Genomic DNA, 24,553 nt, shown 5'->3' on the forward strand with positions numbered 1-24,553 from the left:
CGGCCGGCTTCTTCGCCAGCGATCGATGCGCACCGCCGAGCCAGGCCATCCACCAGTTCGGCGCGATCGGTGACTCGGCGGCGCCGCGCATCGGCACGGCGCGGGTTCCGGCTGGGATCGCGCCGAGCGGACCCGTGCTACCCGGATCGAGCCCACTCTCCGGTGGGCCGCGTATCGGCGGGTTCGCGGGGCAACACCACGGTGAAGGTCGCCCCGCGGCCCGGTGCGCTGTCGACCGAGACGCGTCCGCCGTGGGCGGTTACCAGCGCCTGGACGATGGACAGGCCGAGGCCGGTGCCGCCGCTGGTGCGGGTGCGTGAGGCGTCCGCGCGGTAGAAGCGTTCGAATACCCGCGCGGCGGCGTCGGGCGACAGGCCGGGGCCCGTGTCGATCACGTCGATGCGGACGCGATCGGGCGCCGCCGTGACCCGCACCGTGATCGCCGCTTCGCGCGAAGTGTGGGTGAGGGCGTTGCCCAGCAGGTTTCCCAGGACCTGGCGCAGGCGCGCCTCATCGCCGACGACATCCATGGTTCCCTCGCCCTCGCCGATCACCAGGGAGATCGGGCGGTCCGGCGCGTCGGGCGACGGCTTCTGGCGGGCGGCGATGGCCCGCGCGTTGTGCACGGCGTCGCCGGCGAGCGCGAGCAGGTCGACGGGTCTGCGCTCCAGCGGTCGCTTCTCGTCCAGCCGCGCCAGCAGCAGCAGATCTTCGACGAGCACACCCATGCGCTCGGCCTCGGCCTCGATCCGGCCGACCACCATTACCGCGTCGGTGCTGGCGCCCTGCCGGTACAGCTCGGCGAAACCACGAATCGTGGTCAGCGGCGTGCGCAGTTCGTGGCTGGCGTCGGCGACGAAGCGGCGCATCCGCGCCTCCGAGCGGCGGGCGGCTTCCTCGGAGGCCTCGGTCGCGGCCACGCCGTGCTGGATCTGGGCGAGCATCTCGTTCAACGACCGCGCCAGATGGTCGACTTCGGTGTCGACGCCGCGCACCGGCACCCGCCGGTGCAGGTCGCCGCTCGCGATCGCCGCCGCGGTCTGCTCCACCTCGCGCAGCGGCCGCAGGCTGCGCCGGATCACCAGGTAGCCGACGGCGCCCAGGGCCAGCAGAGCCGCTGCCCCCGTGCCGACCTCGAAGAAGATCAGCCGCGAGACCGTCTCCTGGTTGTCGGTCAGTGGCAGGCCGATGGTGGTGGAACCGTATTCGTTGGTCGTGGTCAGCACCCGCCAGCGCACCGACGAATCGTCCGCGGAATCCACCGTTGTCGGCGTCTGGGCGCTCGAGCCGCCCAGATCCGGCGCCCCCGCGGCGCTGTTGCCGCCGGGCGGGTCCGGATACACCTGGCCGTCGGCTCCAGTGCGCAGTTCGAAGAACCGGCGCGGCTGCTCGCCCACCGATCTCGGCTGCACCGGCGCGGCCGGGAGATCCGCCGGAATCCATTGCGTGCGACCGTCACTGGTGATCACCTGCCGCATCGGGCGCGGCTGCGCCCAGGACCGCGCCGCGTCGTAGAGCTGTTCGTCGGTGCGCTGGGTCAGCGAGCGGCTCAGCGCCGAGGTCACGGCCGCACCCGACGCGAACAGCGCCGCCGCGGTCAGCAGCAGCAGCACGATCACCAGCCCCACCCGCAGCGGGACCGCCGATATCCGCCGCGCGAGCTCCGTTCGCAGGCTCACCTCCGGCTCACCTGGGGTTCGCGCAGCACGTAACCGACGCCGCGCAGCGTGTGCAGCAGTTTCGGTTCGGTGGTGTCGACCTTGCGCCGCAGGTACGACACATACGACTCGACCACGCCCGCGTCACCGCCGAAGTCGTAACGCCAGACGTGGTCCAGGATCTTCGGCTTGCTCAGCACCTTGCCCGCGTTGACCATGAAGTAGCGCAGCAGGGTGAACTCGGTCGGCGACAGCGATACCGGCGCACCCGCCTTCCACACTTCGTGACTGTCGTCGTCGAGCACCAGATCGCCCACCGTCATCCGGTTGACGCCCTCGTCGGCGGACTGTATTCCACTGCGGCGCAGAATGACCCGCAGCCGCGCGATGACCTCCTCCAGGCTGAACGGCTTGGTCACGTAGTCGTCCGCACCGAGGGTGAGTCCGGTGAGCTTGTCGTCGACGTCGTCGCGGGCGGTCAGGAACAGCACGGGCGCGGTCACCCCGTCGGCGCGCAGCCGCCGCAGCATCCCGAACCCGTCCATGCCGGGCATCATCACGTCCACGATCAACGCGTCCGGCCGGAATCCGCGCACCCGATCCAGCGCCTCGGTGCCGCTGAGCGCGGTGGCCACCTCGAACCCTTGGAACCGCAAGCTCACGGCGAGCAGTTCGATGATCATCGGTTCGTCGTCCACGATGAGGACGTGGGCTTCGGGTTCGGTGCCGGTCATGAGTCCATGATTGCCTCGCAGGCACGGAGCAACCTGCGAGCAAGCTGGGTGTTTCCTGGGAGCGCGCCACCGTCCCCGGCGCGCTGTCGCCGCGTCTATCAAGCCTGGTGCGGCTGGTGCCCGATCCGGGTGACCGGGCTCGTCGGCGGCAAGCGCGGCGGTGGGGCGTCAGCGAGGAGTCTTTGCCGATCGGCACGCTGTGCGCCGCAACCGCCGATCATCACCCTCTGCGACGGTGCGTGCCCTCAATTGCGATCCCATGGTTCGTGTCGACATCGGACCGGCGAGCTGATCGGGTGGCGGGCTATACCCCTCCACGCGCCCTCGCCGGGGCGATCCGCGGCGGCCGCCTCCGGCGATTTCCGGTGCCGGGCGAACTCGAAGGGACGTCGGCGGCGATGTCGAGGCCCTATCGCCGAACATGCGGTGGGAGTATCGCCGCACACTATGGTGCGGCGATACTCCCGCGGTCGGGATCCGGGCGGTCAGCTGCCGGTGGGTGCGGTCAGGTCGTAGACGGTGATATCGCCGACCGTCTTCGCGGTGAAATGCGCCTTCACCCACTCGGTGATCTCGTCCGCCGCCGACTTCTCTCCGCTGGAGCCGGGGCGCATGCCCTGACCCTGCGCGACGAAGTAGTGCACCTCGCCATCGGCCACGTACTGCTGGAACCGCGCCAACGTCGGCGCGTCGTCGCCACCGCTGAAGCCGCCGATCGCGATCACCGACGTACCGGTGCGCAATTCCAGGCTCGACGCGGTACCGGAGCCGATGGTCGCCGCCGACCACCGGCTGCCGGTGTTCTCCAGCAGGGCGTCCAGCTCCGCGTTGCCCGCGTTTCCGCCCGGCCCACTCGCGCCGCTCGCGGGAACCGCGTCGCCGGTCGACCGTCCGCCGTCGGCGGCGGGCATGTCTCCGGTCGGCAGCTCGGTGCCGCTGGGAGCCGTGTCTCCGGTCGGCAGATCGGTGCCGTCCGTCGCGCCGGTGCGGCCGTCGGCAGGCGGACCATCCGCTCCTGCGCCTCCAGGCCCGCCCATCGAACCCGCCTGCGCGGGCCCGGAGGTGGGGATGCCGCCGCTGTGCGCGTGCGTGACCGTCTCGACCGCGTAGGCCGTGGATCCGGCGAACCCGCCGAGCAACGCGGCCGCCGCGATCGTCACGGCGATCCCGCGCGACCGGTGCGCGCCTACCAGTAGGCCCATCGCCGCGAGCGCGGTCGAGATCAGCACCGCCCAGCGCAGCCAGGGCAACCAGTCCGGCGTGCGGTCGAGCAGGACGAAGGCCCAGACGCCGGTGACCGCCGACAGCAGCGCCAACGTCGTCCTGGCCGCCACATGCCCGCGCCGCCGCCACAATTGCGTCACCGCGATCCCGGCGACACCGGCGATGCCCGGCGCCAAGGCCACCGTGTAGTACGGGTGGATGATGCCGCTCATGTAGCTGAATACCAGGCCGGTGCCGAGCAGCCACCCGCCCCAGAGGACCATCGCCGCCCGCAGCCGATCGGTGCGCGGTGCGCGGCGGCTCAGCCACAGCCCGGTGATCAGGCCGATCAGCGCCGCCGGAAGCAGCCAGGACACCTCGGTGCCCATGCTGTCGCTGAACAGCCGGGCCAATCCGGTGTCGCCGCCGAACGCGCCGCCCATGCCGCCGCCCCCGGGGCCGCCCGAGCCCCCGCTCGGATTGCCGCTGCCGCCCAGCAGTCGGCCCATCCCGTTGTAGCCGAGCGCCAGTTCCCACAGGCTGTTGTCGGTCGACCCGCCGATGTACGGGCGCGAATCCGCAGGCCACAGCTCGACCAGCAGCACATACCATCCGCCCGCGACCACCATGGCCGCGCACGCGGTGATCAATTTGACGATCCGGGACCAGAAGCCTCCCGCCGCGGCGACCAGGAACACCAGCCCCAGCGCGGGCAGGACCAGGAACGCCTGCATCATCTTGGTCAGGAACGCGAAACCGATGACCGCACCGGCCAGGGCGAGCCAGCCGGTACTCGCCGAACGCCAGCGCAGCCCGTGCGAGTCGATCGCCCGCACCGTGCAGTAGGCCGCCGCTACCAGCAGCAACGTCAGCAGGGCGTCCGGGTTGTCGAAGCGGAACATCAACGCGGCCACGGGAGTGGCCGCCAACGCCGCACCGGCCAGCAGGCCCGCGCCGGGGCCGCTCCACCGTCGCACCGCGCCATACAGCAGCGCCACCGAGCCGACGCCCATCAAGGCCTGGGGGGCCAGCAGCGACCACGAGCCGAATCCGAACAACCGCCCCGACAGCCCCATCACCCACAGCGACGCGGGCGGCTTGTCCACCGTGATCGCGTTGCCCGCGTCGTGCGCGCCGAACAGCAGCGCCTTCCAGCTCTGCGTGCCCGCCTGCGCCGCGGCGGCGTAATACTCGTTCGCCCATCCGGAGACCGTCAGATTCCGGAAATACAGCACCGCGGTCGCGATCAGCAGCGCGAACAGCGCCGGGCGCGCCCACCGCGGTCGGGTCGCGGGCCCGAAGAACGCGCGATCCGCCCATGATCGCTCGTGGGTGGAGGCGCGATGGGCGCCGACGGGTCTCGCGACGGCCTCCACGCCCGGCGGGACGCTCGTAATCGACGCCATGATCTTCGCCTTCCTTCCGTGTGAACTTCACGTCGAAGGCTAGGAAGGCCGTCTGCCCGCAACCTGGGGCAAACCTGGGAGTGCGCTGTGCGGGCCGACGGCGCCGAGCGGATTTCCGGCTCGGGTCAGCGGCGGCGAATTCGCAGGATGTTGTCCTTCCGCGTGCCCGGCTGCCCCTCCGGGCCCGCGTGCTCGCGCTCGACCACGTCCTCCACTTCCACCTGCCATTCGGCCGGGTCGAGCGCGAGGCCGGCGCGCACCTCGGCGGTGGTCGGGAAGTGCACGTCGGCGGGCGGTTCCAGCACCCAGCTGGGCCACTCCGCGTGCCCGACGATCAGCAGCAGCCCGCCGGGCGCCACCGCCTCCGCGGCCCGGCGCAGGATTCGCGTCCGTTCACCGTCCTGAGCCGCCGGTGAGTGCAGATACTGCGCCGTGACGAGGTCGTAGCGCCCGGACGGGAAGGTGTGATCGAGATCGTGCCGCTGCCAATCGATTTCGCCGGACAACTGCTGTCGCGCCGCTTGTGCCCTGGCGCGCGCCAGCGCGGTCTCCGAGACGTCCACCGCCGTCACCCGCCAGCCGCGCTCGGCCAGCCAGATCGCGTCGGCGCCCTCGGCGCAGCCCAGGTCCAGTGCCGTACCCGGGGCGACCGCTTCGATCTCCCGCACCAGCAGGAAGTTCGGCCGTCCCGACCAGATCTGGTCGCGTTCCTGGTAGAAGGACTCCCAGAACTCGACCGTCGTCGGCGTGGTCCCGTCCCGGTGGTGGTGTGTCGCACTCATGCGTCCCACCATCCACCGGCCCGAACGTATCGGCAAATATCGTTGCCGGTTCGGCAACCACCTCGGGCGGGCCGCGGCGGGGCCGCCGGGGCCCGTCACGCCCGCCCGGGTCTCAGCAGTCGTCGAGCGGGTCGCGCAGGATCATGCCCTCGGCGGCACGCAGGCGCGTGGTCATGGTCGTCAGCAGATCGACGGAATCCTCGGAGAGGCCGATGGTCGTGTGCAGCAGCGTGCGCAGCCGCGGGCTGGTCAGCCGGGCGGCCAGGGTGCTGTCGTGCTCGGTCGGTTCGGTGTCGAGCTGTCGGTCGAGATTCACGGGAAGGTACTCACAATCGGTCATCGGGCCCCCTGGAACCACTGTGGATGCGCCGACCGTGCCAGGAACGATGGGTAGGCACGGGCGAAATCGTTCCGGGGCGCAGCGTACATCGCACCCAGTTGGTCGCTGGACCGGGTCGGAAAGGTTGCATGTTGTCTCCGTGCCGCAGTCGGGTCGGTTCGTGCGCGCCGTGGCGGTGCCCGCTCCGGCGCCGAGACCGACCCCATTGTTCCACTGTCCCTGGAGATTTCGGCAAAACAGCCCGTCGGCGCAGGTCGCGGACGTGGCGCTGCGCGCACCGGTGGCCACGCGCGGGCGTGCCCCCCGCTCGTTCCCATCGGCGGGAAATCGCTCGACGGTGGCCCGGCCTGCCGGAAAATCGGGAGCCCGCGCCGTCCACCCATGACACGATGGGTGGCGGCCGAAGCAGGTACCGACCGATGAAGGGCCAGTGATGGGGCATCTCGACGATCGGGTGGCGGTGATCACCGGCGGCGCCCGCGGACAGGGGCGCGCGCACGCCATCGCGCTGGCGAACGCGGGGGCGGACATCGTGGTGTGTGACATCGCCGCACCCTTGTCCCGCCTTCCCTACGAGCTGAGTACTCCCGACGATCTGGCCGAGACCGCCGCCCTGGTCGAGCGCACCGGCCGCCGCTGCGTCGCGGTGCGGGCCGACGTGCGCAGCCTGGAACAGATGCGGACGGTGGCCGAGCGCGCGCTGGAGGAATTCGACCGCATCGACATCCTGATCGCCAACGCGGGCATCGCCTCCAACTCGCCCGTCGCGGAGATGGACGAGCAGTTGTGGCAGGACATGATCGACACCAACCTGACCGGCGTGTTCCACAGCTTCCGCGCGGTCGTGCCGCACATGATCGAGCGTCGCTGGGGTCGCGTGGTGGCCACCTCCTCCATCGTGGCGAAGATGGGCGTGCGTAACGCGGCGCACTACGCCGCGAGCAAATGGGGCGTGCTGGGCTTGGTGAAGTCGCTGTCCCTGGAGGTGGCGGAGTACGGCATCACGGTGAACGCCCTGCTGCCGTCCGGGGTGGACACCGACATGATCCAGAACCCCGCCACCTGGCGGCTCATGATGCCGGACAAGGAGAATCCCACCAAGGAGGACTGGATGGCGATCATCGAATCCGGCCCGCCCAACGGCGATCTGATCCAGCCCGCCGAGGTGGCCGAGGCGGTGCTGCTGCTGGTCTCCGAGCACGGCCGCCACTTCAACGGGGAGGCGGTCACCATCTCCTGCGGCGGAAGCGCGAGTACGTCCTAGGGGCCGAGCGTCTGACCGGAAAGCGTAGTCCGCGAACACAGTTCGCGCCGTGGCGCTCCTATACAGACCTCGCGCACCATGCTTCACTGGAAGCGCAAAGTCTGTGCAGTGCCAGCTTCCGGCCAGGAGTCAGCGCATGTCCCGACACGCCGAATGGACTGACCCGCTTCGTTTTTCGGTGTGCCGCCCGGGCCGCGACGTCATCCTGCTGATGGTCGAGGGCGAGATCGATGCCGCGACCGCGCCCCGGTTTCGCGCGGAGCTGGCGGGCGCCTGCCTGCGCCCCGCGGCCACGCTCGTGCTCGACCTCTCACCGGTCACCTTCTTGGCGGCGGCGGGGCTGAGCGTCTTGGTCGAAGCGCAGGCCGAAGCTACGCGGTCCCGCCGCAGGCTGGTGCTGGTCACCATGGTGCGGCCGGTGGATCGCGCGATCGACGTCACCGGCCTGGCCGGACGATTCCATCGGGTGCGCTCCCTCGATGCCGCCCTCGTCGGCCTCGCGCCCGGCTACGACGAGACCGCCTGACCCACGGCCGGAGAGATATCCTCGACGCGCCGGTGGGGCGCCCCGAGGCGGGGCGCCCCACCTCGGGGCTGAGCCTCAGTGACGCCGCGACTCGATCGCCTCGCGGGCCGCCTGCGCTTTCCGGGCGCCCCGCTCACGAGCCAGCTGCGCCGTGTGCGCGCTGCGTTCCCGGGCGACGTCGGCGATCTCCGGTCCGCGCTCCTTGGCGACCTCCGCCCACTCCGCCCCGCGCTGCTTGGCCAGATCCGCGAGATGCGCGCTCCGTTCCTTGGCGATCTCCGCGAACTCGGCGCCCCGCTCTTTGGCGATCTCCGCCCACTCCGCGCCGCGCTCTTTGGCGATCTCCGCCCAGTCGGTGCCCCGTTCTTTGGCGATCTCCGCCCAGTCGGTGCCGCGCTCTTTGGCGACCTCCGCCCAGTCGGCGCCGCGCTCTTTGGCGATCTCGGCCCACTCCGACCCGTGTTCCTTGGCGGTACCGGCCAGCTCACTGCCGTGTTCCTTGGCCGCCTCGGCCCATCCCGGGCCGTGACGCTGAGCCGTCTCGGCGAGTTCCGCGCCCTTGCTCGCCGCCACCGCTCCGAGCGCACGCGCCCGTTCCGCGGCCTCCTGCGCGTGCTTGCGCAATGCCGCGCCGGTGGCGGTATCGGAGGTAGCGCCGAACGGCAGTGCGGCGGTGACCGCGGCGGCGGCGTCGCGGGCGGCCCGGCGGCCGCGCCAGCCCAGTGACGGCTTGCCCTCGGTGTCGGCCGCGGTGATCATCAGCCCGCCGAGGAGACCGAGGTCTTTGAGGAACGCGGTCCGCTTCGCCGATTTGCGGGCCGGATCCTGCTCGTTCCAGAAATCCTGCTCGGTGACGGCCGCGGGCACGACGGTCGCCGCGAGCACCAGGGCGGCCAGTCGCGGCGCCTTGCCCAGCGCCAGCAGCACACCGCCGCTCACCTGGGCGAGGGCGTTGACCTGGACGACCATCGTGGGATTGGACGGCAATTTTGTGGCAATTTCTTCGGGCAGCTGCCGGTGCCCCCGTTCGAGCAGTGCGTTCGCGGCCTTGACCCGCTCATCCGGGCGCCGCAGCGTATCGACCCCGTCTACTACGAACGCGGTGGCCAGTAGCGGCCGGGCGAGTCGGCGCAACAACATGACAGAACCCCTTCCCTTGATGTAGTCACGAATCGGATTCCCGCCCGCTTCGTCACCAAACAAGCCGGTCCGCCGCCGTGTGAAGGCCGCCTCATCCGGGTAACAGCTAATCGAGAGAGATCGATTCAGGGGGAAAGGCGCCGCGGCTGACGCTCCCGCCTCCGCCCTGCTCCGCTGGAAGGTATCCGCTGTGAACACCTATACGGCCACAACGGCTTTCGAAGCCGTTGTCGCCGAGCTGCCCGCTGCGCCGAGGTGCACGTTCCGCTTCGACTCCGTCCCGTGCCGTCATCGCGCGGAATGGTTCATCCGTAAACGGTCCTGCTGCCACCCGGCGGGTGTGGATTTCCTCTGCGAGACCTGCCATACCCGCATCCATTGGATGCTGGATATCGGCATGGTGTTCGAATGCGCCGGATGCGGCGTGCACTCGGACAGTTTCGCCGAACTCTGCCCGACCGCGGCTCCGCTCTGAGCGCGGCTCAGCGCTCGCCCGCCCGCTCCCGCGCGCCGGTATCGGCGAGGAAGCCGGTGATGATCGAAGTCACCTGCTCCGGGGCCTCCACCATCGGGAGATGACCACAGTCGGCCAGCTCCACCGCTGTGTGCGGGCGCAGCCTGTGGTTGAGCCGCCCGCCCGCCTTCGCCGACAGAATCCGATTGCGCCGCCCCCAGATCGTGCAGATCGGCGGGAATCCGGCAGGCGGATCGAACGTGTCCAGCGCGCGGTAGGACGGGAAATCCTGGACCAAGCCGTGCAGGGCCAGCAACCTGCCCCGATCCGTCCAGTGCGCCCGCACGCGCGGCTCGTGCCGGATGTTCCGGTCGCGCCCGCGGGGGCCGAGCTGATTGCCGACGATCAGCGAGACCACCGGGTCCGGCAGACTGATCCGGCGGGCCAGCGGCGCCAGCGGCAGCCGGGCGTCGAGCCACGCCAAGCCCGCCGATTGTCCCGAACCGACCGTGTCCAGCGTGAGCGGATTGATCAGCACGAGCGCGCGCACCCGCTCCGGATGACCCATGGTGTAGCGCAGCGAGGTGGCGCTGCCGAGGCAGTTGCCGATCAGCACCACATCGGTGCGCCGGTGGGCGTCCAGGAACGCCGCGAGCATGTCGACGTAATCGGTGAGGCGGTAGCCCGTGGCGGGCTGGTCGGACTGCCCGTAACCGGGCAGATCGAGCGCGAAGACCTCGTGCTCGTCGCGCAGTGCGGCGACCTGGTCGTCCCAGATCCGGCGTTGCGTTCCCGCGTTGTGCAGGAACACGATCGCGGACCCGCTGCCGACGCGGTCGTAGACGACGGCCCTGCCCCGATGCTCGAAAACGTCCACGCCGACTCCCTACGAACGACCGGCGACCGAGCCTCCGGTCCCCGCGATTTTACCGGCGGGCACGGCCCCGCAGGGGCGTTCCGATCACCGGACGGCGGTCGTCGCGCGCAGGAACCGGCCGGTCCGTCGGGTGCCGAGGACCTCGGCGGGAGCGCCGTCACCGAAGACCCGCACGCCTCCGACGAACACCGCGGTGACCGTGTCGTCGTTGCGGTTCACCATGCGCGACAGGTTGTCGAACGGGGCGACCGGCGATTCCTGGTAGGCGTCGAGCGAATCGTCCAGGCGGGCCGGATCGAGGACGACGACGTCGGCTCGGTCGCCCGCCCGCAGATGCCCGGCGTCCAAGCCGTACCAGTCCGCGAGTTCACCGGTGAGCCGGTGCACCGCCTGTTCCATCGACAGGAACGGGCGACCGGCGTCCGCGGCGTCACGCACGCGGCGCAGGAAGCGGAGCCCGAAGTTGTAGAACGCCATGTTGCGCAGATGGGCCCCCGCGTCGGAGAAGCCCAGCTGCACGCCCGGATCGGCGGCGAGCCGATCGAGCACCTCCGGTCGATGATTGGAAATCGTCGTGCGCCAGCGCACCTTGCTGCCGTGCTCCACCACGAGGTCGAGGAACGCGTCCACCGGGTGCACGCCGCCGCGCTCCGAGCCCACCTGGCCGAAGGTCTTGCCGATCACCGTGGGGTCGGGGCATTCGACGATCTGCGCGTCGAAGAAGTCGCGGTGCCATACCCGTGGACCGAATTTCTTGTCGTAATCCGCGCGGAAGCGGCGCCGGTAGTTCTCGTCGCGCAACAGTTCCCGTCGTTCGTCCACCTGATCGGCCAGGTGCAGCGCTTCGGCGCCGGAACCGAACTCTTCGAACACCACCAGGTCGATGCCGTCGGCGTAGACCTCGAAGGGAACCGGAAGGTGCTGCCAGCGGAAATTGCCGCCCAGCTTGTTCAGCACCCGGGCGATCAGCGGAAACAGGTGCACGACAGCGGGAATCGCCTTGATGTCGGCGGCCGAGAGCAGGCTGACCTTCAGCGGCCTGCGGAACAGGCCGAGGCTGCTGGCCGCCATGGTGACCAGGCTGTGCGGCCGGGACACGTCCGGGCCGCCCTGCAACGCCCCGCCGCGCCGTCGCAGCACGCTGTTGAGCCGGTGCCGTTCCCGCAGCGTCGCGTAGGTGGATGGCAGCGTGCGCGACCGGCACACCTCGCCGTCGAGTTTGTCGAACAGCAACTGCTGAGAGGACATGCCGACGAAGCCCGCGTCCAGCGCCTCGGTCAGTTTCGCCTCCATCCCGGCCAGTTCGGCGGCATCGGGCCGGACGTCCTTGCGGGTGGCGCGCTCCAGACCGAGTTGGGCGGCACGAATATCCGAATGCCCGATGAACGCGGCGACATTCGGACCCAAGGGCAGCCGGTCCAGGGCGGCCGCGTACTCGTGCGCCGAGCGCCAGGTCTTGTGCTCGTCCACCGCCGCGACGACGTGCTTGCGCGGAATCGCCTCGACCCGCGCGAACAGGTCGCCCGCGTCGGAGGCGTCGACGTGCACGGTCGACAACGAACACGAGCCCAGCAGCACCGTGGTGATGCCGTGGCGCAGCGATTCGGTCAGCGCGGGATGCTGGAGCACCTCCACGTCGTAATGGGTGTGGATGTCGAGCATCCCCGGGATCACCCACTTCCCGGTGGCGTCCACCACGTTCGGGCAGGCCGGGTCGTCGATCGGCTCGGCCGAGATGGTCGTGATCCGCCCGTCGTGGATGCCGAGGTGCCTGATCGCCGAGGGCGCGCCGGTGCCGTCGAACCAGCGGCCGTTCGCGATGATGGTGTCGTACATGGATTCACACCTCGAGTTGGGCGCGTACGACCTTGCCGGTCGCATTGCGGGGAAGCGCGGTGGTGGTGAACCGCCAGCGGGCGGGCACCTTGTAGTAGGCGAGCCGCTCGGCGGTGAACGCGCGCAGCTCGTCTTCGCTGATGGCCGTGCTGTTGTCGACCACGACCAACGCCGCGACCTGCTGACCGAGGTCGGCGTCGGGCACGCCGAGGACCGCGCATTCGCGCACTGCGGGATGCTCCTCGAGGCACTGCTCGATCTCGGTGGGATAGACGTTCTCCCCGCCGCGCAGGATGAGATCCGAACGGCGCCCGGACAACCGCAGCCTGCCGTCCTCCATGATCCCGATATCGCCGGTGCGCAACCAGCGATCCGCGGTGATCGCCGCCGCGGTCGCCGTCTCGTCCTGCCAGTACCCCAGCATCACGTAGGGGCTGCGCACCCAGATCTCGCCTTCCGCGCCGTCGGGAACCGCGTTGCCCGCGCTGTCACGGATTTCCAGCGTGACCCCGACGACCGGTCGTCCCACGGTGTCCGGGAACGCCGCCAGCTCGGCCGGACTCGCCAGCGTCGCGGCGGTGCTGCATTCGGTGAGCCCATAGCTGGTCACCAGCGCGTTGCGGGCGACGGGCAGTTGATCGCGCAGCTTCTGTTGCAGCGCGGCCGACGACGGCGCCGAGTTCAGTGAGAACGAGGCCAGCGAGGACAGGTCGTAGCCGGACAGGTCGAGATCCAGCATCCTGGTGGCCATGGTCGGCATCGCGCCCCAGTTGGTGACCCGTTCGGTCTCGATGAGTCGCAGCACCCGGTCGGCGTCGAACGAGCCTTGGTGGATCACCGCCGCGTCGCCGCTGACCAGCCGGGGGACCGCCAGGTTGTGCAGGCTGGCGATGTGGAACAGCGGCGAGGTGAGCAGGAAGCGCCGACCGGTGGGCAGTTCGGTCGCGCCGGTGAGCGCGGCGGCCAGCGCGTCGCCGAAGAGGTGATAGTCGGTGACGGCCACCAGGTTCCGGTGCGAATGCACCGCCCCCTTGGGGCGTCCGCTGGTGCCGCTGGTGTAGAGGATCACCGCGGGGTCGTCTTCGTCGATGTCGGCGTGTGGCAACTCGTCGGTGCGGTGTTCGGCGATGAGCGCTGGTACGTCGTGCTCCATGGTGAGCAGGGGAATCCGGATGTCCAGTTCCGCCGCCGCCGCGGCGCGCTTCGCGTCGACGACGAGCACGGTGGGGCCGGTGTGCTCGACGCCGTAGGCGATCTCGCGCGGCGCCCACCACGCGTTGTAACCCACCGCGATCGCGCCGAGCGCCTGGGCCGCCCAGAAGGTGATGACCCACTCGGGTGTATTCGCGGCGAGAATGCCGACGCGGTCGCCCTTCCCGACGCCGAATCGGTCGCGCAGGGCCGTGGCCAGTGCCGCGACCGCGGCGGCGTGCTCGGTGAACGATATCCGGCGGTCCGCGGTGACCAGGTAGTCCCGGTCGCCGTGCGCCGACGCGGCGACGAGTAGCTCGCGAAGCGAGGACTTGCGGTGGCGTACCACCGGCATCGGTGCGCCGAGCACGTCCTCGATCACCATCTCGAATCGACCGCCGGGGCCGGTGAGCCTGCCCGCGGCCTCCGCCACGAATGCCTGCTGGTCGAAGGGCTTTGTCATATCGGGTACTTCCTAGTGGGTCGATGAGTCACGGCTGCGGGATCAGGACCGCTCGGCCGGTGATCAGGCCGCGTTCCAGCCGGTCGAGGGCAGCGCGACCCTCGGCCAAGGGGTAGCGCTCCACCTCGACGCGTAGCTTGCCCGACGTGGCCAGTGCCACGGCGTCGAACAAGTCGGATCTGGTGCCGCCGTAGGTCTTCCGTACCGACGCGCCCCATGGCCAACCGGTGCCGTCGGCCGGCGCCGCGGTGATCTCCGGCGCGCCGCCGCCGAGGCCGATCATGCGGTATGCCCCGTTGGGCGCCACCGACTCCACCGCGAGCCGTGCGGTGGTCTGGACGCCGACGAAGTCGAACACCGCGTCGGCGCCGCGGCCTCCGGTCCGGTCGAGGATCACTCCGGCGGTGTCGTCGCCCGCGACGAATCCCTCCGCCGCTCCGCAGCGCGCGGCGAGTTCGAGTTTGTCGGCGCTCACGTCCACGGCCAGCACGCGGGCGGCCGTGGTCGCGGCGAGGATCTGCACCGCGACGTGACCGAGCCCGCCGATCCCGATGACCACTGCCACCGACCCGGGGCCGAGGTGCTCGCGAGCGCCGCGGATGGCGTGATAACTCGACAGCGCGGCGTCGGCCAGCGGCGCGGCCTGGGCGAAATCGAGGTCGCCGATCGGCACGAAGGAACTCGCGGGCACCCGGATGTAGTCGGCCATCCCGCCGTCCGGCCCGAGACCGGGGCACGGCGGCATGGCGGTGCGGCCCGCGGCGCTGCAGACGTTCTCGTTGCCGCTCACGCACTCCCGGCAGACCCCGCACGACCAGCACAGATACACGATGCCGCGCTCGCCGGGCCTGCGGCCGTCCACCCCGTCGCCGACGGCCTCGATGGTGCCCGCGATCTCGTGGCCAAGGGTCAACGGCTCCTCGCGCATCCGGAACGGGATGTGCAGCACGTGCAGGTCCGAATGGCAGATGCCCGCCGCGCCCACGCGCAGCAACAGATCGGTGGGACCGATCTCCGGAATCGGCACCTCGCGCAGTTCCAGCACGCCGGGGTCGGTGAGTTGCAATGCCCGCATCATCCGCGTACCGCCGCGAACGTCGCGCGCAGATAGGCGTCGGCACGGTCGGAGCCGATCAGGCCCGGCGCCATCCGGTTCATGGTGTAGGCGAACGTGGTGCGGTGCTCGAGGTCGTTGACCACCATCGCGCCTCCGTACCCGGCCCACCAGCACACCCGGCCGTCGGGCACCTCCGGGGCGGTCTGCCGCTGCGGCAGACCGTAGCCGATGCCGAACCGCAGCGGCGTCGCGAGCGCGAGATCCACGCCGTCGGACTGCTGCCGGAAGATCAGCTCGATCGTGTCCTCCGACAGCAGTCGCTGCCCGCCGAGTTCGCCGCCGCAGGAGACCAGTCCTTGCACCCGCGCCACCGAACGCGCGTTGCCGTGACCGTTCACCGCGCCGATCTCGGCTTGCCGCCATGCCGCGCTCGCCGTCTCGGCGATGTCGAGCAGCGGGCTGGTGAGCGTCTTGACCAGCACGCTGTCCTGGTCGAGCGCGGCCATGTCGAACTCCGGCATGGTGGGCGGGACCAAGGTGGCGATCCGCCCGTGGTGCTCGGGCGCGGTGCCGATGTGGAAGTCCGCGCCCAGCGGCCCGGCTAGTTCCGCGGCGAAGAACTCGCCCAGCGAGCGTCCGGTGACACGGCGGATCACCGCGCCGATCAGGTGGCCGTAGGCGAGCGCGTGGTACCCAGAGGCGGTGCCCGGCTCCCACCACGGCGGTTGGCTCGCCAGGCGGGCGGCGGACGCCTCCGCGTCGTAGATGTCGGCGAGTTCGATCGGCGGCTGCCACCCCGAGACGCCCGAGGTGTGTGCCAGCAGATGACGAATCTCGATGTCGCCCTTGCCGTTCGCGGCGAACTCCGGCCAGTACTCGGCCACCTTCGCGTACACGTCCAGCTCGCCGCGCTCGACCAGCAGCAGGGCGCACAGCGCCGTCATGGTCTTGGTCAGGGAGAAGACGTTGACCAAGGTGTCCTCGGTCCACGGCTCGGTGCGTCCGGGGTCGCGGTACCCGCCCCAGAGGTCGACGACCGGTTCGCCGTCGACGCTGACGCAGATCGAGGCGCCGAGTTCGTCCCCGGAAGCGAGCCGGGTCTCCAGTTCCGTTCGGACCTGCGCGAATCGCTCGGCGCAGAAGCCCGATGTGGCAGTTCCCGTGGTAGTGGTCATCGCCGCCTCACACCTGTTCGAGTGCCCGGGCACGCACCGGCAACGCGTTTCCCGCGGCGGTGGCGCGTTTCGCGCCGCGCGCGAGTTCCCGCCGCAGGTCCCGCACGTACGGTTCGAATTCGATCTGGATGGTGTGCCGGGGCGAGTCGTAGTAGCGGCCCGTCCTGGCCGATTCCGCGGACCGGATGGCCGCCCGCATCTCCTCCTCCGACGGCAGGTGATAGCGGCCGGTGAGGTAGGCGGCGACCAGCTTGCTCTGCTGCTCGGCGAAATTCACCAGCGTGGGCAGCGGCTGGGCCAGCCCGAGGAAGAACAGATTGTCGATGCCCGGCTTGATCATCTGCTTGAACAGCGGGAAACGGTTGTCGCGGTCGGGCAGCAGCTCGGGGTCGGAGAAGAACGGGAAGGAGATGCGGTAACCGGTGGCGCAGACGATCACATCCACCTCTTCGACGCTGCCGTCGGCGAAGCGCACCCGCGAGCCTTCCAGCGCGGTGATCGCGGGCTTGAAGGCGATGTCGCCGCAGCCCGCGCGGTGCAGGAATTCCTCGCTCGCCGACGGATGGGCCTCGAACGGCAGATGGTCCGGCTCGGGCAGTCCGTAGTCCCGCATATTGCCGCGGAACTTCCGGACGAATCGCTGCTTGAGCTTGAGACCGAGCTTCGGCGGCATCCATCGTGGCATCGAGCGCTTGTCGCCGACCTTGCCGTTGACGTACTTCGGCAGCACCCAGACCCCGCGCCGGGCGGAGACGTAGAGCTTCGCGGCGATGAATCGCTGCGACAGCTCGGAGGCGATATCCAGTCCCGAATTGCCCATGCCGACCACCACGACCCGTTTGCCACGCATGTCGACGGGGTCGAACGGGTCGTTGTAGGCGTGGCTGTGCAGCAGCGTGCCGTCGAATTCGCCCGGGTAGTCCGGCAAGCGCGGATCCCAATGGTGCCCGTTGCAGACGACGAGCGCGTCGTAGTCCTTGGTGTGCCCGTCGCTCGTCGTGATCAGCCAGCGACCGTCCGCCCCGCGCTCGGCGGCGGTCACCGCGGTGCCGAACACGATCCGGTCGCGGATGCCGAAATGGTCGACGTAGTCGCGGAAGTACTGGAACAGCTGCGAATGATGCGGGAAGTCCGGCCACTCGTCGGGCGCCGGATAGTCCTCGAAGGCCAAGCGGAACTTGGACGTGTCGATGTGCAGGCTCTGATAGCAGGCCGACATGCCGTTGGGGTTCTTGAAGTACCAGTTTCCCCCGACTTCGTCGGAGGCTTCGTAGCAGTCGAAGGGGATGCCGTGGTCGTGCAGCCGTTTGGCGGCGGTGATCCCGGAGGGGCCCGCCCCGATCACGCAGACGCGGGGGAGTGCGGTTGACGTCATTCACTGTCCTCGTGCTGGAGGGCCGTCGTCGATGACGGCCGAACAATCCGGCGCGGGTGGCGCCGGAGTGACGTAGGCAACAAAATAGCACTCGCTAGACATCACGTCCAGTGAATGACGCACTGTCTATCAAGACCGTCCATGCGTAGACTCTGTCAGCGGAAGCAGCACGTCAGCCCGGCTTTTACGGAGACGAGGTACCGGTTCACCATGCGGACGAACGCGAATACGAACCTGCGGGACGAGCAGAAGCAGCAGACCAGGACCCGCTTGCTCGAGGCCGCCAAGGAGCTGTTCGCCACCCGCGGCTACGCCGCCGTGCGGGTGGACGAGATCGCCGCCGCGGTCGGTTGCAGCCGCGCCACGTTCTACCTGCACTTCGCGGGCAAGCTGGAGATCCTGCGCGCGATCGCCGAGGAGGGCAGCGCGCCCACCGCGCTGCACTTCTATCAGGACCTCGACCGGGTGCTCGAGACCGGTTCACGCGCCGAGTTCGCCGGCTGGATGACCCGCGCGATGGAGTGGTTCCACGAGTACAAGGACATGCTGCTCGCCTGGGACGAGGCGACCGCACTGGAGCCGGAGTTCCGCGAGATCGCCCGCAACGGCATCCTCGCGCTGCCCAACGCGATGACCGCCTACCTTGCCGGGTGGCCCGCCGATCGGCACGACGAAGCGAGGTTGCGGGTGGAATTGCTTGTCGCGCAACTGGAACGATTCTTCACCCGCTGGGCGATGCAGGGCACCATCGATGTCTCGGCGGACCAAGCCGTCGAGGTGCTCACCGACATCTGGTTCCCCGCGCTGCGCGCGCCGACGGCATCGAGCTGAGCGCGCCGCGGGGAATCCGGTGTGCGGTGACGCCTCCGCGAGCAGCGTCGTATGCCGCGTATCGCTGATGTCACCCGTGGCCGGATACCGGTTCGAGGGAGCGGCGCCTGATCACCGGTGCCGCATACCGATTCGCCGGAGCGGATCATGTCGCGCATGGGGTACCGGAGTCGACTGCCGAGTCGTCACTCGTGCGTGCCGGAATCTGTTGCCAGATATTCGCTGATTGCCCGGATCGGACTATCCGCGGCCTCGATCCGACGGTGGCCCGCAAATCTGTCGGCGGCGTGGGGCATCATCTGTGCACGCAGCCAACCACGAAATCGCTCGGAGTCACCATGCCCTCCCCACGAACCAAGCCGCAACCATTGTCGGACAGCGAGATTCAGCAGATCGCCACGGACATCGCCGGTGGCCGCCCGCCCATGGTGTGGTTCACCGCCGCCGCGGTGGGCGTTCCGGAGGGGCGCTCGGGCAAGGTGATCGCCCTCGGCGACCCTGCCGACGGTGACTTCCTGCAGGTCCGCCCGACCGGATCGAAGGATGTACTGTCCTTCTCTCCCATCGAGGTGACCTTGACCAAGCCGCCGCGAGGTGCGGCGGGCGCCACTGCCCAGCCCAAGTCGACCCCTAGGAAGGAAACCCCTGTGACCCAGCCGTCGACCACGACGAGCACCGCGACTCAGCCCGCGCAGGCGAGCGCACCCCAGCCGTCGGCAGGCCCGAAGCCCGCGGAGACCACCGCTGCGGCGAGCCGTGCCGAGAGCGCGGGCAAACAAGCCGCGGCGGCGACGGCGCCGAAGCCCGCCAAAACGGCCGCCGCTCGCAAGACCAAGGCGCCCGAGGTCACCGTGACGCTCACCGGCACCGCCGACGGCGAGTGGTCGATCGACGTGGTCAGCGGTAAGAAGCGCACCCTGCGCGGCCTTCCGGTGGCCGGATCCACCGTGGCGCAGGCGGCGAAGATCCTGCATCCGGAGGTGGCCGAGGTGGTCGCCGGAGTCCTCGACGCGTTGCGCGGTGTGCAGGAGGCCAAGGTGCAGCAGTTACAGGCCGAGCTCGAGGAGGCCAGGCGCCTGCTGAACGAGCTGAGCGACTGAGTCATACCGCGGGACTGGCGGATCGGGCGGCCGCGCGCCAGATCCGGCGCTCGGCGCCGGGACTCTCGCGTCGCACGTCGTCGTGGAACGCGTAGCCGAGCGAGTACTGCTTCGCGTGGTACATGGCCGCGTCCGCGTCCCGCAGCAGGCGGTGCGCGTCGGTGTCCGAGCTGCGCGGACCCACGCACGCCACGCCGACACTCGCGGTGATCGGGATCTCGCCCGCGCTCAGCCCGAACGGCCGGACGAACGCGCCGAGCAGCCGTTCGGCCAGCACGGCGGCCTCCGGCCGGGCGAGCGGGGCGAGCACGACGAACTCGTCGCCGCCGTAGCGGGTCACCACGTCCTCCTGGCGCACCACCCGCCGAATCCGGCTCGCCGCCGTCGCGATCAGCTCATCGCCGACGGCGTGGCCGTAGCTGTCGTTGACCCGCTTGAAGCCGTCGAGGTCGATGAACAGCAGGCAGATCGGTCGCTCGGCCCATTGTTCGCCGCGCTGCCGCAGCGCGCGCAGCAGCGCGGCCCGGTTCAGCAATCCGGTGAGCATGTCGTGGTCGGCCTGGTACTGCGCGCGCCGCTCGCTGCGGGCACTGCGCACGATCGCGCGCTCGCTGCGCACCAGCATCCCGATCAGCAACAGCGCGAACAGCGACGACACCACCACGCGGTCGAGCGGGCGCAGACCGGACCCGACCACCGGTACCAGCGAGGCCACGATCAGCGCGATCGCGATGAGGCTGGCGCGCTGTCGGGAGTGGTGCGGGTGGATGCGCCGCGGCATGCCGAGCGCGGCCATGGTCGGGTGCAGCGCCGCGACGCCCACGGTGGCGTAGGCGGCGAGCAGGGGAGCCAGCAGCACCTCGCGCCCGAACGCGGTCGCGCCCGCGGTCTCCAGGCTGTAGCCCAGGTCGCCGAGCAGCACCGCGATCAGCCCGGCGTGCAACAGCCACAGCGAGGTCTCCGCGCGCGTGGAGGTGGCCATCGAGTGCGCCACCAACGTGAGCAGCAGTGCGTCGAGCACCGGGTAGGTCGCCGCCACCACCGCGTCGAGCCCGGTCTCGGTGGACTGGAGGATCGGGGAGATGAGGAAGGTCCAGGAAGCCAGCAGCGCGCCGAGCCCGATGAGGGCGGAGTCCAGCAGCAGGTCGTAATTGCCGTGCACGTGGCGCGGCCAGAACCAGATCAGGGCGGCGAGCCCAACACCGAGATAACCCAGCAGGGTGAACGCGTCGTCGAGCGGATGCAGCGCGTGGTCGCCGATGTCACGCAGCGTGGTGCCGGTGGCGAACAGCACCGCCGAGCCGGACAGCAGATACCACGGCAACGGGTGCGCGGGGCGGTGGATGTGCACGCCGACGGCGATCATGGCGAGGGTCTCGCCGACGATGACGGCCATCGTGGCGAACGCCACCACCTGCGAGTCGAGCGTCAGGTGGACCGCGATCGCGGCCGCGCCTCCCCCGAGAAACACCGCGTACCAGCCCGATCCGATACCGCGCCGACAGCCGGGCTGTGGCTGTTCACTGGGTGTCATCAGCCCCCCTTGGTCGCTCCATCCCCGGTACACCGGGCCGCGTAACAGATCTGGGAATCCTCCACCGCGACTTCGACGTTCGCCTGTTCGTCGAGCAGTGCCCGGATGCTGCCGGCGAACGAGAACCGAGTGTTGTTGTACGAGCAGATGTCCCAACCGACCGCAGCGCGTTCGGCAACCAATGCCCTGGACAACTGATTTGATCATGGCATGGAATGCCGCCCCTCGCGGGCAGTTGGCGCAACAAGAATGAAACCGTATGCGCCACGTACTCCTGCACGCGCGGGTCCACCATCTCGGCGCGAAACTCCTCGGGATGCAGCACCTGCCGTGCGATGAATCGCCGTGCGGGTGTCGTGCGTCATGATGTCCTCCCGATCCGGCGCGGCCACCGAATTCGCAGGCCGGTCTCGCGTCGAATCGACTGTGCGTCACGAGCGCAGATCGCGCGGCGCGGACAACGGTCGGGCGGGGTGTCTCGTACCCTGACACGACCGACGAGGACAGCGAGGGACGAGCTTGCGGACATGGGTGGCGCCGGGGCGGGTCAACATCATCGGTGAGCACACCGACTACAACGACGGTTACGTCCTACCGATCGCGTTGCCGCTGGTGGTGCGGTGCGCGGCGGGGGCGCGCACCGACGGATCGGTGCGGGTGGCCTCGCGGCAGCGGCCCGGCGAGCCGGTGGTCGTCGCGGTGTCCGATCTCGCCCGGCAACGGGCACTGGTGCCCGGATGGGCGCGCTATCCGCTCGGCGTGGTCGCCGAGTTCACCCGGCGTGGGCACCGGATTCCCGGCGTGGATCTCGACCTCGACGGCGCGGTGCCGATCGGTGCGGGGCTGTCGTCCTCGGCGGCGCTGTCCTGCGCGGTGGCCGTCGCGCTACGCGACCTGTTCGCGCCCGGCGTGACCGACCGTGTGTTGATCGACATGGCCCGTGCCGCCGAGAACGACTACGTCGGCGCGCCGACCGGCTTGCTCGACCAGTCGGCCGCGCTGCTGTGCACGGCCGGGCACGCGCTCTTGCTGGACGTGCGGGCATTCGCCGCCGACACCGCCGCGCCGCGCGGGACCGGGCACGAGCAGATCCCCTTCGACCTGGCCGCGTTCGGACTCGAACTGCTGGTGATCGATACGGGGCAGCCGCACGAACTCGTGGACGGCCACTACGCCGAGCGTCGCGACCAGTGCGCCGCGGCGGCCGAGGCGCTGGGCGTCACCGCCTTGCGCGATCTGGCGGCGGCCGACGTCGACCGGATCGCCGACGACGTGCTGCGCCGCCGCGCCAGGCACGTGGTGACGGAGAACGCCAGGGTGCTCGCAGTTGCCGAGAAATTGCGAGAAGGCGTCGACCCTCGGGGAATCGGGCCGATACTCACCGCGGGGCACGCCTCGCTGCGCGACGACTTCGAGGTGTCCACCCCGGCACTCGACGCGGCGGTGGAGGCCGCGGTGGCGGCGGGAGCGCACGGCGGGCGCATGGTCGGCGGCGGATTCGGCGGAAGCGCCATCGCGCTGGTCGACCGGGAGGGCACCGAGGCGGTGGTGGCGGCGGTGCGGCGGCGTTTCGCCGACGCGGGTCTGGCTGCGCCGCGCACCTTCGCGGTGGTCGCCGCCGCCGGAGCGCACCGGGCCCGCTGAGCGACCGGCCTGATTGTGGGCGAATGTGCCGCGCCGGTAGGGCATGATCACGCAGAGTGGTGTCAGCCGACACCATTCGGCGGGCGACGAGGAGGTCGCGCGACGCCGGGCAGGACCAGCACGACGCATGCTCTCGCACGACGGACGATCTCGCTCGCCGCCCCGGTTTCACCGCCAGGAGGAACGCTGTGCCGCTCGCCGATCCGTCCGTTCTCGCCGCCGTGCCGATCGTGTCCGACCTGCACCCGGCCGCCCCACCCCCGCACCTGGTAGCCGCCGAGACCCTCCGGTTGGACGCGCAGCCGGTCGATTACGCGCTGGTCGCCCTGTATTTCGTGTTCGTGATCGGCATCGGCCTGCTGGCCAGGCAGCGCGTGTCCTCCAGCATCGACTTCTTCCTGTCCGGCCGCTCGCTGCCCGCCTGGGTGACCGGCCTGGCGTTCATCTCCGCCAACCTCGGCGCGGTGGAGATCATGGGCATGTCCGCCAACGGCGCGGAGTACGGGTTCCCGACCTTCCACTACTTCTGGATCGGCGCGGTACCGGCCATGCTGTTCCTCGGCGTGGTGATGATGCCGTTCTACTACGGCTCCAAGGTGCGCAGCGTGCCGGAGTTCATGCGCCGCCGCTTCGGCACCGGCGCCCACCTGGTGAACGCGCTGAGTTTCGCCGTCGCGCAGATCCTCATCGCCGGGGTCAACCTGTATCTGCTCGGGTCCATCGTGAACGTGCTGCTGGGCTGGCCGCTGTGGGTCTCGGTGATCGTGGCCGCGGTGATCGTGCTGTCCTACATCACCCTCGGCGGCCTGTCGGCCGCGATCTACAACGAGGTGCTCCAGTTCTTCGTGATCGTGGCCGCGCTGCTGCCGCTCACCCTGGTCGGCCTGCACAAGGTCGGCGGCTGGGACGGCCTGCGCGACAAGATCGGCGCGTCACCGGGCGGAGCGCAGCAGTGGGAATCCTGGCCGGGCAACGCCCTCAGCGGGTTCGGCAACGACTTCCTGTCGATCCTCGGCATCGTGTTCGGACTGGGTTTCGTGCTGTCGTTCGGATACTGGACCACGAACTTCGTCGAAGTGCAGCGCGCCATGGCGACGCATTCCATCTCGGCGGCGCGGCGCACCCCGATCATCGGCGCCTACCCGAAGATGTTCATCCCGTTGATCGTCGTGATCCCCGGCATGATCAGCGCGGTGCTGGTGCCGCAGATGTCGGAGTACAAGGCGGCGGTGACCGCGAACCCGGACTTCGAGAGTGACACCACCTACAACCAGGCGCTGCTGTACCTGATGAAAGACGTACTGCCCAACGGCCTGCTCGGGGTCGGGCTGGCCGGCCTGCTCGCGGCGTTCATGGCGGGCATGGCGGCCAACATCTCCGCCTTCAACACGGTATTCAGCTACGACCTGTGGCAGCAGTACGTGCGCCGCGACCGCCCGGACGGCTACTACCTCGGCGTCGGCCGGTTGGCCACCATCGGAGCGACCGTGGCGGCGATCTTCACCGCGTTCATCGCCTCCGGGTTCAGCAACATGATGGACTACCTGCAAACCCTGTTCAGCTTCTTCAACGCGCCGCTGTTCGCCACGTTCATCCTCGGCATGTTCTGGAAACGGATGACGCCGACCGCGGGCTGGATGGGGCTGGTCTGCGGAACCGCCTCGGCCATCCTGGTTTTCCTCCTGCACGAGACGGGCGTGTTCGAGTTGTCCGGGCAGGGCGCGAGTTTCGTCGCCGCCGGTGTGGCCTTCGTGGTCGACATCGTGGTCAGCGTGCTCGTCACCCAGGTGACGCGGCCGAAGCCGGCGTCCGAACTGGTCGGGCTGGTGTACTCGGAGACGCCCAAGGAGGTCCGCACCGATCCCGAGGCAGGCACGCTGCCCTGGTATCAGCGCCCGGTCCTGCTGGCGGGCATCGCGCTCGCGCTCGTCATCGCGCTCAACGTTGTCGTCGGATAAGGAGC

At 69.9% G+C, this 24,553-nt stretch carries 21 protein-coding genes; 7 read left to right on the forward strand and 14 right to left on the reverse strand.

The annotated features are described in order from the left end of the window. Positions 1-137: 137 nt before the first annotated feature. The 5 genes from ABZ803_RS04850 to ABZ803_RS04870 form a co-directional block, all read right to left on the reverse strand. Positions 138-1,679, reverse strand: coding sequence for a HAMP domain-containing sensor histidine kinase (locus ABZ803_RS04850; protein ID WP_357032974.1), 1,542 nt, complete (start codon positions 1,677-1,679; stop codon positions 138-140). Further along, positions 1,676-2,392, reverse strand: a complete 717-nt coding sequence (locus ABZ803_RS04855) for a response regulator transcription factor (protein WP_357032977.1) — start codon at positions 2,390-2,392, stop codon at positions 1,676-1,678. Before ABZ803_RS04855 ends, ABZ803_RS04850 begins: the two co-directional genes overlap by 4 nt. 485 nt (positions 2,393-2,877) lie before the next feature. Further along, complete coding sequence (locus ABZ803_RS04860) at positions 2,878-5,001, reverse strand: glycosyltransferase family 39 protein (protein WP_357032979.1); 2,124 nt, start codon at positions 4,999-5,001, stop codon at positions 2,878-2,880. Positions 5,002-5,126: 125 nt separating this feature from the next. After that, complete coding sequence (locus ABZ803_RS04865) at positions 5,127-5,783, reverse strand: class I SAM-dependent methyltransferase (RefSeq protein ID WP_357032982.1); 657 nt, start codon at positions 5,781-5,783, stop codon at positions 5,127-5,129. A 112-nt stretch (positions 5,784-5,895) separates the two neighbouring features. Continuing rightward, a complete protein-coding gene (locus ABZ803_RS04870) occupies positions 5,896-6,123 on the reverse strand; it encodes a hypothetical protein (protein ID WP_357032985.1) in 228 nt (75 codons plus the stop codon). A 433-nt stretch (positions 6,124-6,556) separates the two neighbouring features. Between ABZ803_RS04870 and ABZ803_RS04875 the strand changes: the two genes are divergently transcribed. Both ABZ803_RS04875 and ABZ803_RS04880 read left to right on the forward strand, forming a co-directional pair. Then, positions 6,557-7,387, forward strand: coding sequence for a mycofactocin-coupled SDR family oxidoreductase (locus ABZ803_RS04875; RefSeq protein ID WP_357032988.1), 831 nt, complete (start codon positions 6,557-6,559; stop codon positions 7,385-7,387). A 136-nt stretch (positions 7,388-7,523) separates the two neighbouring features. Beyond that, positions 7,524-7,913 (forward strand): STAS domain-containing protein, encoded by a 390-nt coding sequence (locus tag ABZ803_RS04880; RefSeq protein WP_357032991.1) that lies wholly within the window; start codon positions 7,524-7,526, stop codon positions 7,911-7,913. Positions 7,914-7,988: 75 nt separating this feature from the next. Here ABZ803_RS04880 and ABZ803_RS04885 read toward each other — a convergent pair whose 3' ends face one another. Next, entirely contained in the window at positions 7,989-9,053 is a 1,065-nt protein-coding gene (locus ABZ803_RS04885) for a DoxX family membrane protein (protein ID WP_357032994.1), read from the reverse strand. Between the two features lie 190 nt (positions 9,054-9,243). Between ABZ803_RS04885 and ABZ803_RS04890 the strand changes: the two genes are divergently transcribed. Then, entirely contained in the window at positions 9,244-9,528 is a 285-nt protein-coding gene (locus ABZ803_RS04890) for a hypothetical protein (RefSeq protein ID WP_157172852.1), read from the forward strand. A gap of 7 nt (positions 9,529-9,535) precedes the next feature. Here ABZ803_RS04890 and ABZ803_RS04895 read toward each other — a convergent pair whose 3' ends face one another. The 6 genes from ABZ803_RS04895 to ABZ803_RS04920 all read right to left on the reverse strand — a co-directional run bounded on the left by ABZ803_RS04895 (position 9,536) and on the right by ABZ803_RS04920 (position 17,481). After that, on the reverse strand, positions 9,536-10,384 hold the full coding sequence (locus tag ABZ803_RS04895; RefSeq protein WP_357032998.1) for an alpha/beta hydrolase: 849 nt from the start codon (positions 10,382-10,384) through the stop codon (positions 9,536-9,538). A gap of 84 nt (positions 10,385-10,468) precedes the next feature. After that, entirely contained in the window at positions 10,469-12,220 is a 1,752-nt protein-coding gene (locus tag ABZ803_RS04900) for an amidohydrolase family protein (protein WP_357033001.1), read from the reverse strand. A 4-nt stretch (positions 12,221-12,224) separates the two neighbouring features. After that, entirely contained in the window at positions 12,225-13,874 is a 1,650-nt protein-coding gene (locus ABZ803_RS04905) for a class I adenylate-forming enzyme family protein (RefSeq protein WP_357033004.1), read from the reverse strand. 28 nt (positions 13,875-13,902) lie between these two features. Continuing rightward, a complete protein-coding gene (locus tag ABZ803_RS04910) occupies positions 13,903-14,949 on the reverse strand; it encodes an NAD(P)-dependent alcohol dehydrogenase (protein WP_357034288.1) in 1,047 nt (348 codons plus the stop codon). Then, positions 14,949-16,106, reverse strand: coding sequence for a serine hydrolase domain-containing protein (locus tag ABZ803_RS04915; protein WP_357033007.1), 1,158 nt, complete (start codon positions 16,104-16,106; stop codon positions 14,949-14,951). The genes ABZ803_RS04910 and ABZ803_RS04915 overlap by 1 nt, the downstream gene beginning before the upstream one ends. A gap of 7 nt (positions 16,107-16,113) precedes the next feature. After that, a complete protein-coding gene (locus ABZ803_RS04920; protein WP_357033010.1) occupies positions 16,114-17,481 on the reverse strand; it encodes an NAD(P)-binding domain-containing protein in 1,368 nt (455 codons plus the stop codon). A 210-nt stretch (positions 17,482-17,691) separates the two neighbouring features. Here ABZ803_RS04920 and ABZ803_RS04925 point away from each other — a divergent pair, with 210 nt between their 5' ends. Together ABZ803_RS04925 and ABZ803_RS04930 are read left to right on the forward strand one after the other, a co-directional pair. Continuing rightward, positions 17,692-18,312, forward strand: a complete 621-nt coding sequence (locus tag ABZ803_RS04925) for a TetR family transcriptional regulator (RefSeq protein ID WP_357033013.1) — start codon at positions 17,692-17,694, stop codon at positions 18,310-18,312. Between the two features lie 338 nt (positions 18,313-18,650). After that, on the forward strand, positions 18,651-19,412 hold the full coding sequence (locus ABZ803_RS04930; RefSeq protein ID WP_357033016.1) for a DUF6319 family protein: 762 nt from the start codon (positions 18,651-18,653) through the stop codon (positions 19,410-19,412). A 1-nt stretch (position 19,413) separates the two neighbouring features. On the opposite strand, the gene ABZ803_RS04935 is transcribed toward ABZ803_RS04930, so the two are convergent. Together ABZ803_RS04935 and ABZ803_RS04940 are read right to left on the reverse strand one after the other, a co-directional pair. Continuing rightward, a complete protein-coding gene (locus tag ABZ803_RS04935) occupies positions 19,414-20,946 on the reverse strand; it encodes a GGDEF domain-containing protein (RefSeq protein WP_357033019.1) in 1,533 nt (510 codons plus the stop codon). Further along, positions 20,946-21,140, reverse strand: coding sequence for a hypothetical protein (locus tag ABZ803_RS04940; protein WP_357033022.1), 195 nt, complete (start codon positions 21,138-21,140; stop codon positions 20,946-20,948). Before ABZ803_RS04940 ends, ABZ803_RS04935 begins: the two co-directional genes overlap by 1 nt. 325 nt (positions 21,141-21,465) lie before the next feature. On the opposite strand from ABZ803_RS04940, the gene galK reads away from it, so the two are divergent. Both galK and ABZ803_RS04950 read left to right on the forward strand, forming a co-directional pair. After that, entirely contained in the window at positions 21,466-22,590 is a 1,125-nt protein-coding gene (gene galK, locus ABZ803_RS04945; protein WP_357033025.1) for a galactokinase, read from the forward strand. A 266-nt stretch (positions 22,591-22,856) separates the two neighbouring features. Continuing rightward, positions 22,857-24,548, forward strand: coding sequence for a sodium:solute symporter family protein (locus tag ABZ803_RS04950; RefSeq protein WP_357034290.1), 1,692 nt, complete (start codon positions 22,857-22,859; stop codon positions 24,546-24,548). The last annotated feature ends 5 nt before the right edge of the window (positions 24,549-24,553 follow it).

It is taken from the genome of Nocardia sp. NPDC047648, assembly GCF_040642815.1.
Classification (GTDB): domain Bacteria; phylum Actinomycetota; class Actinomycetes; order Mycobacteriales; family Mycobacteriaceae; genus Nocardia; species Nocardia gamkensis.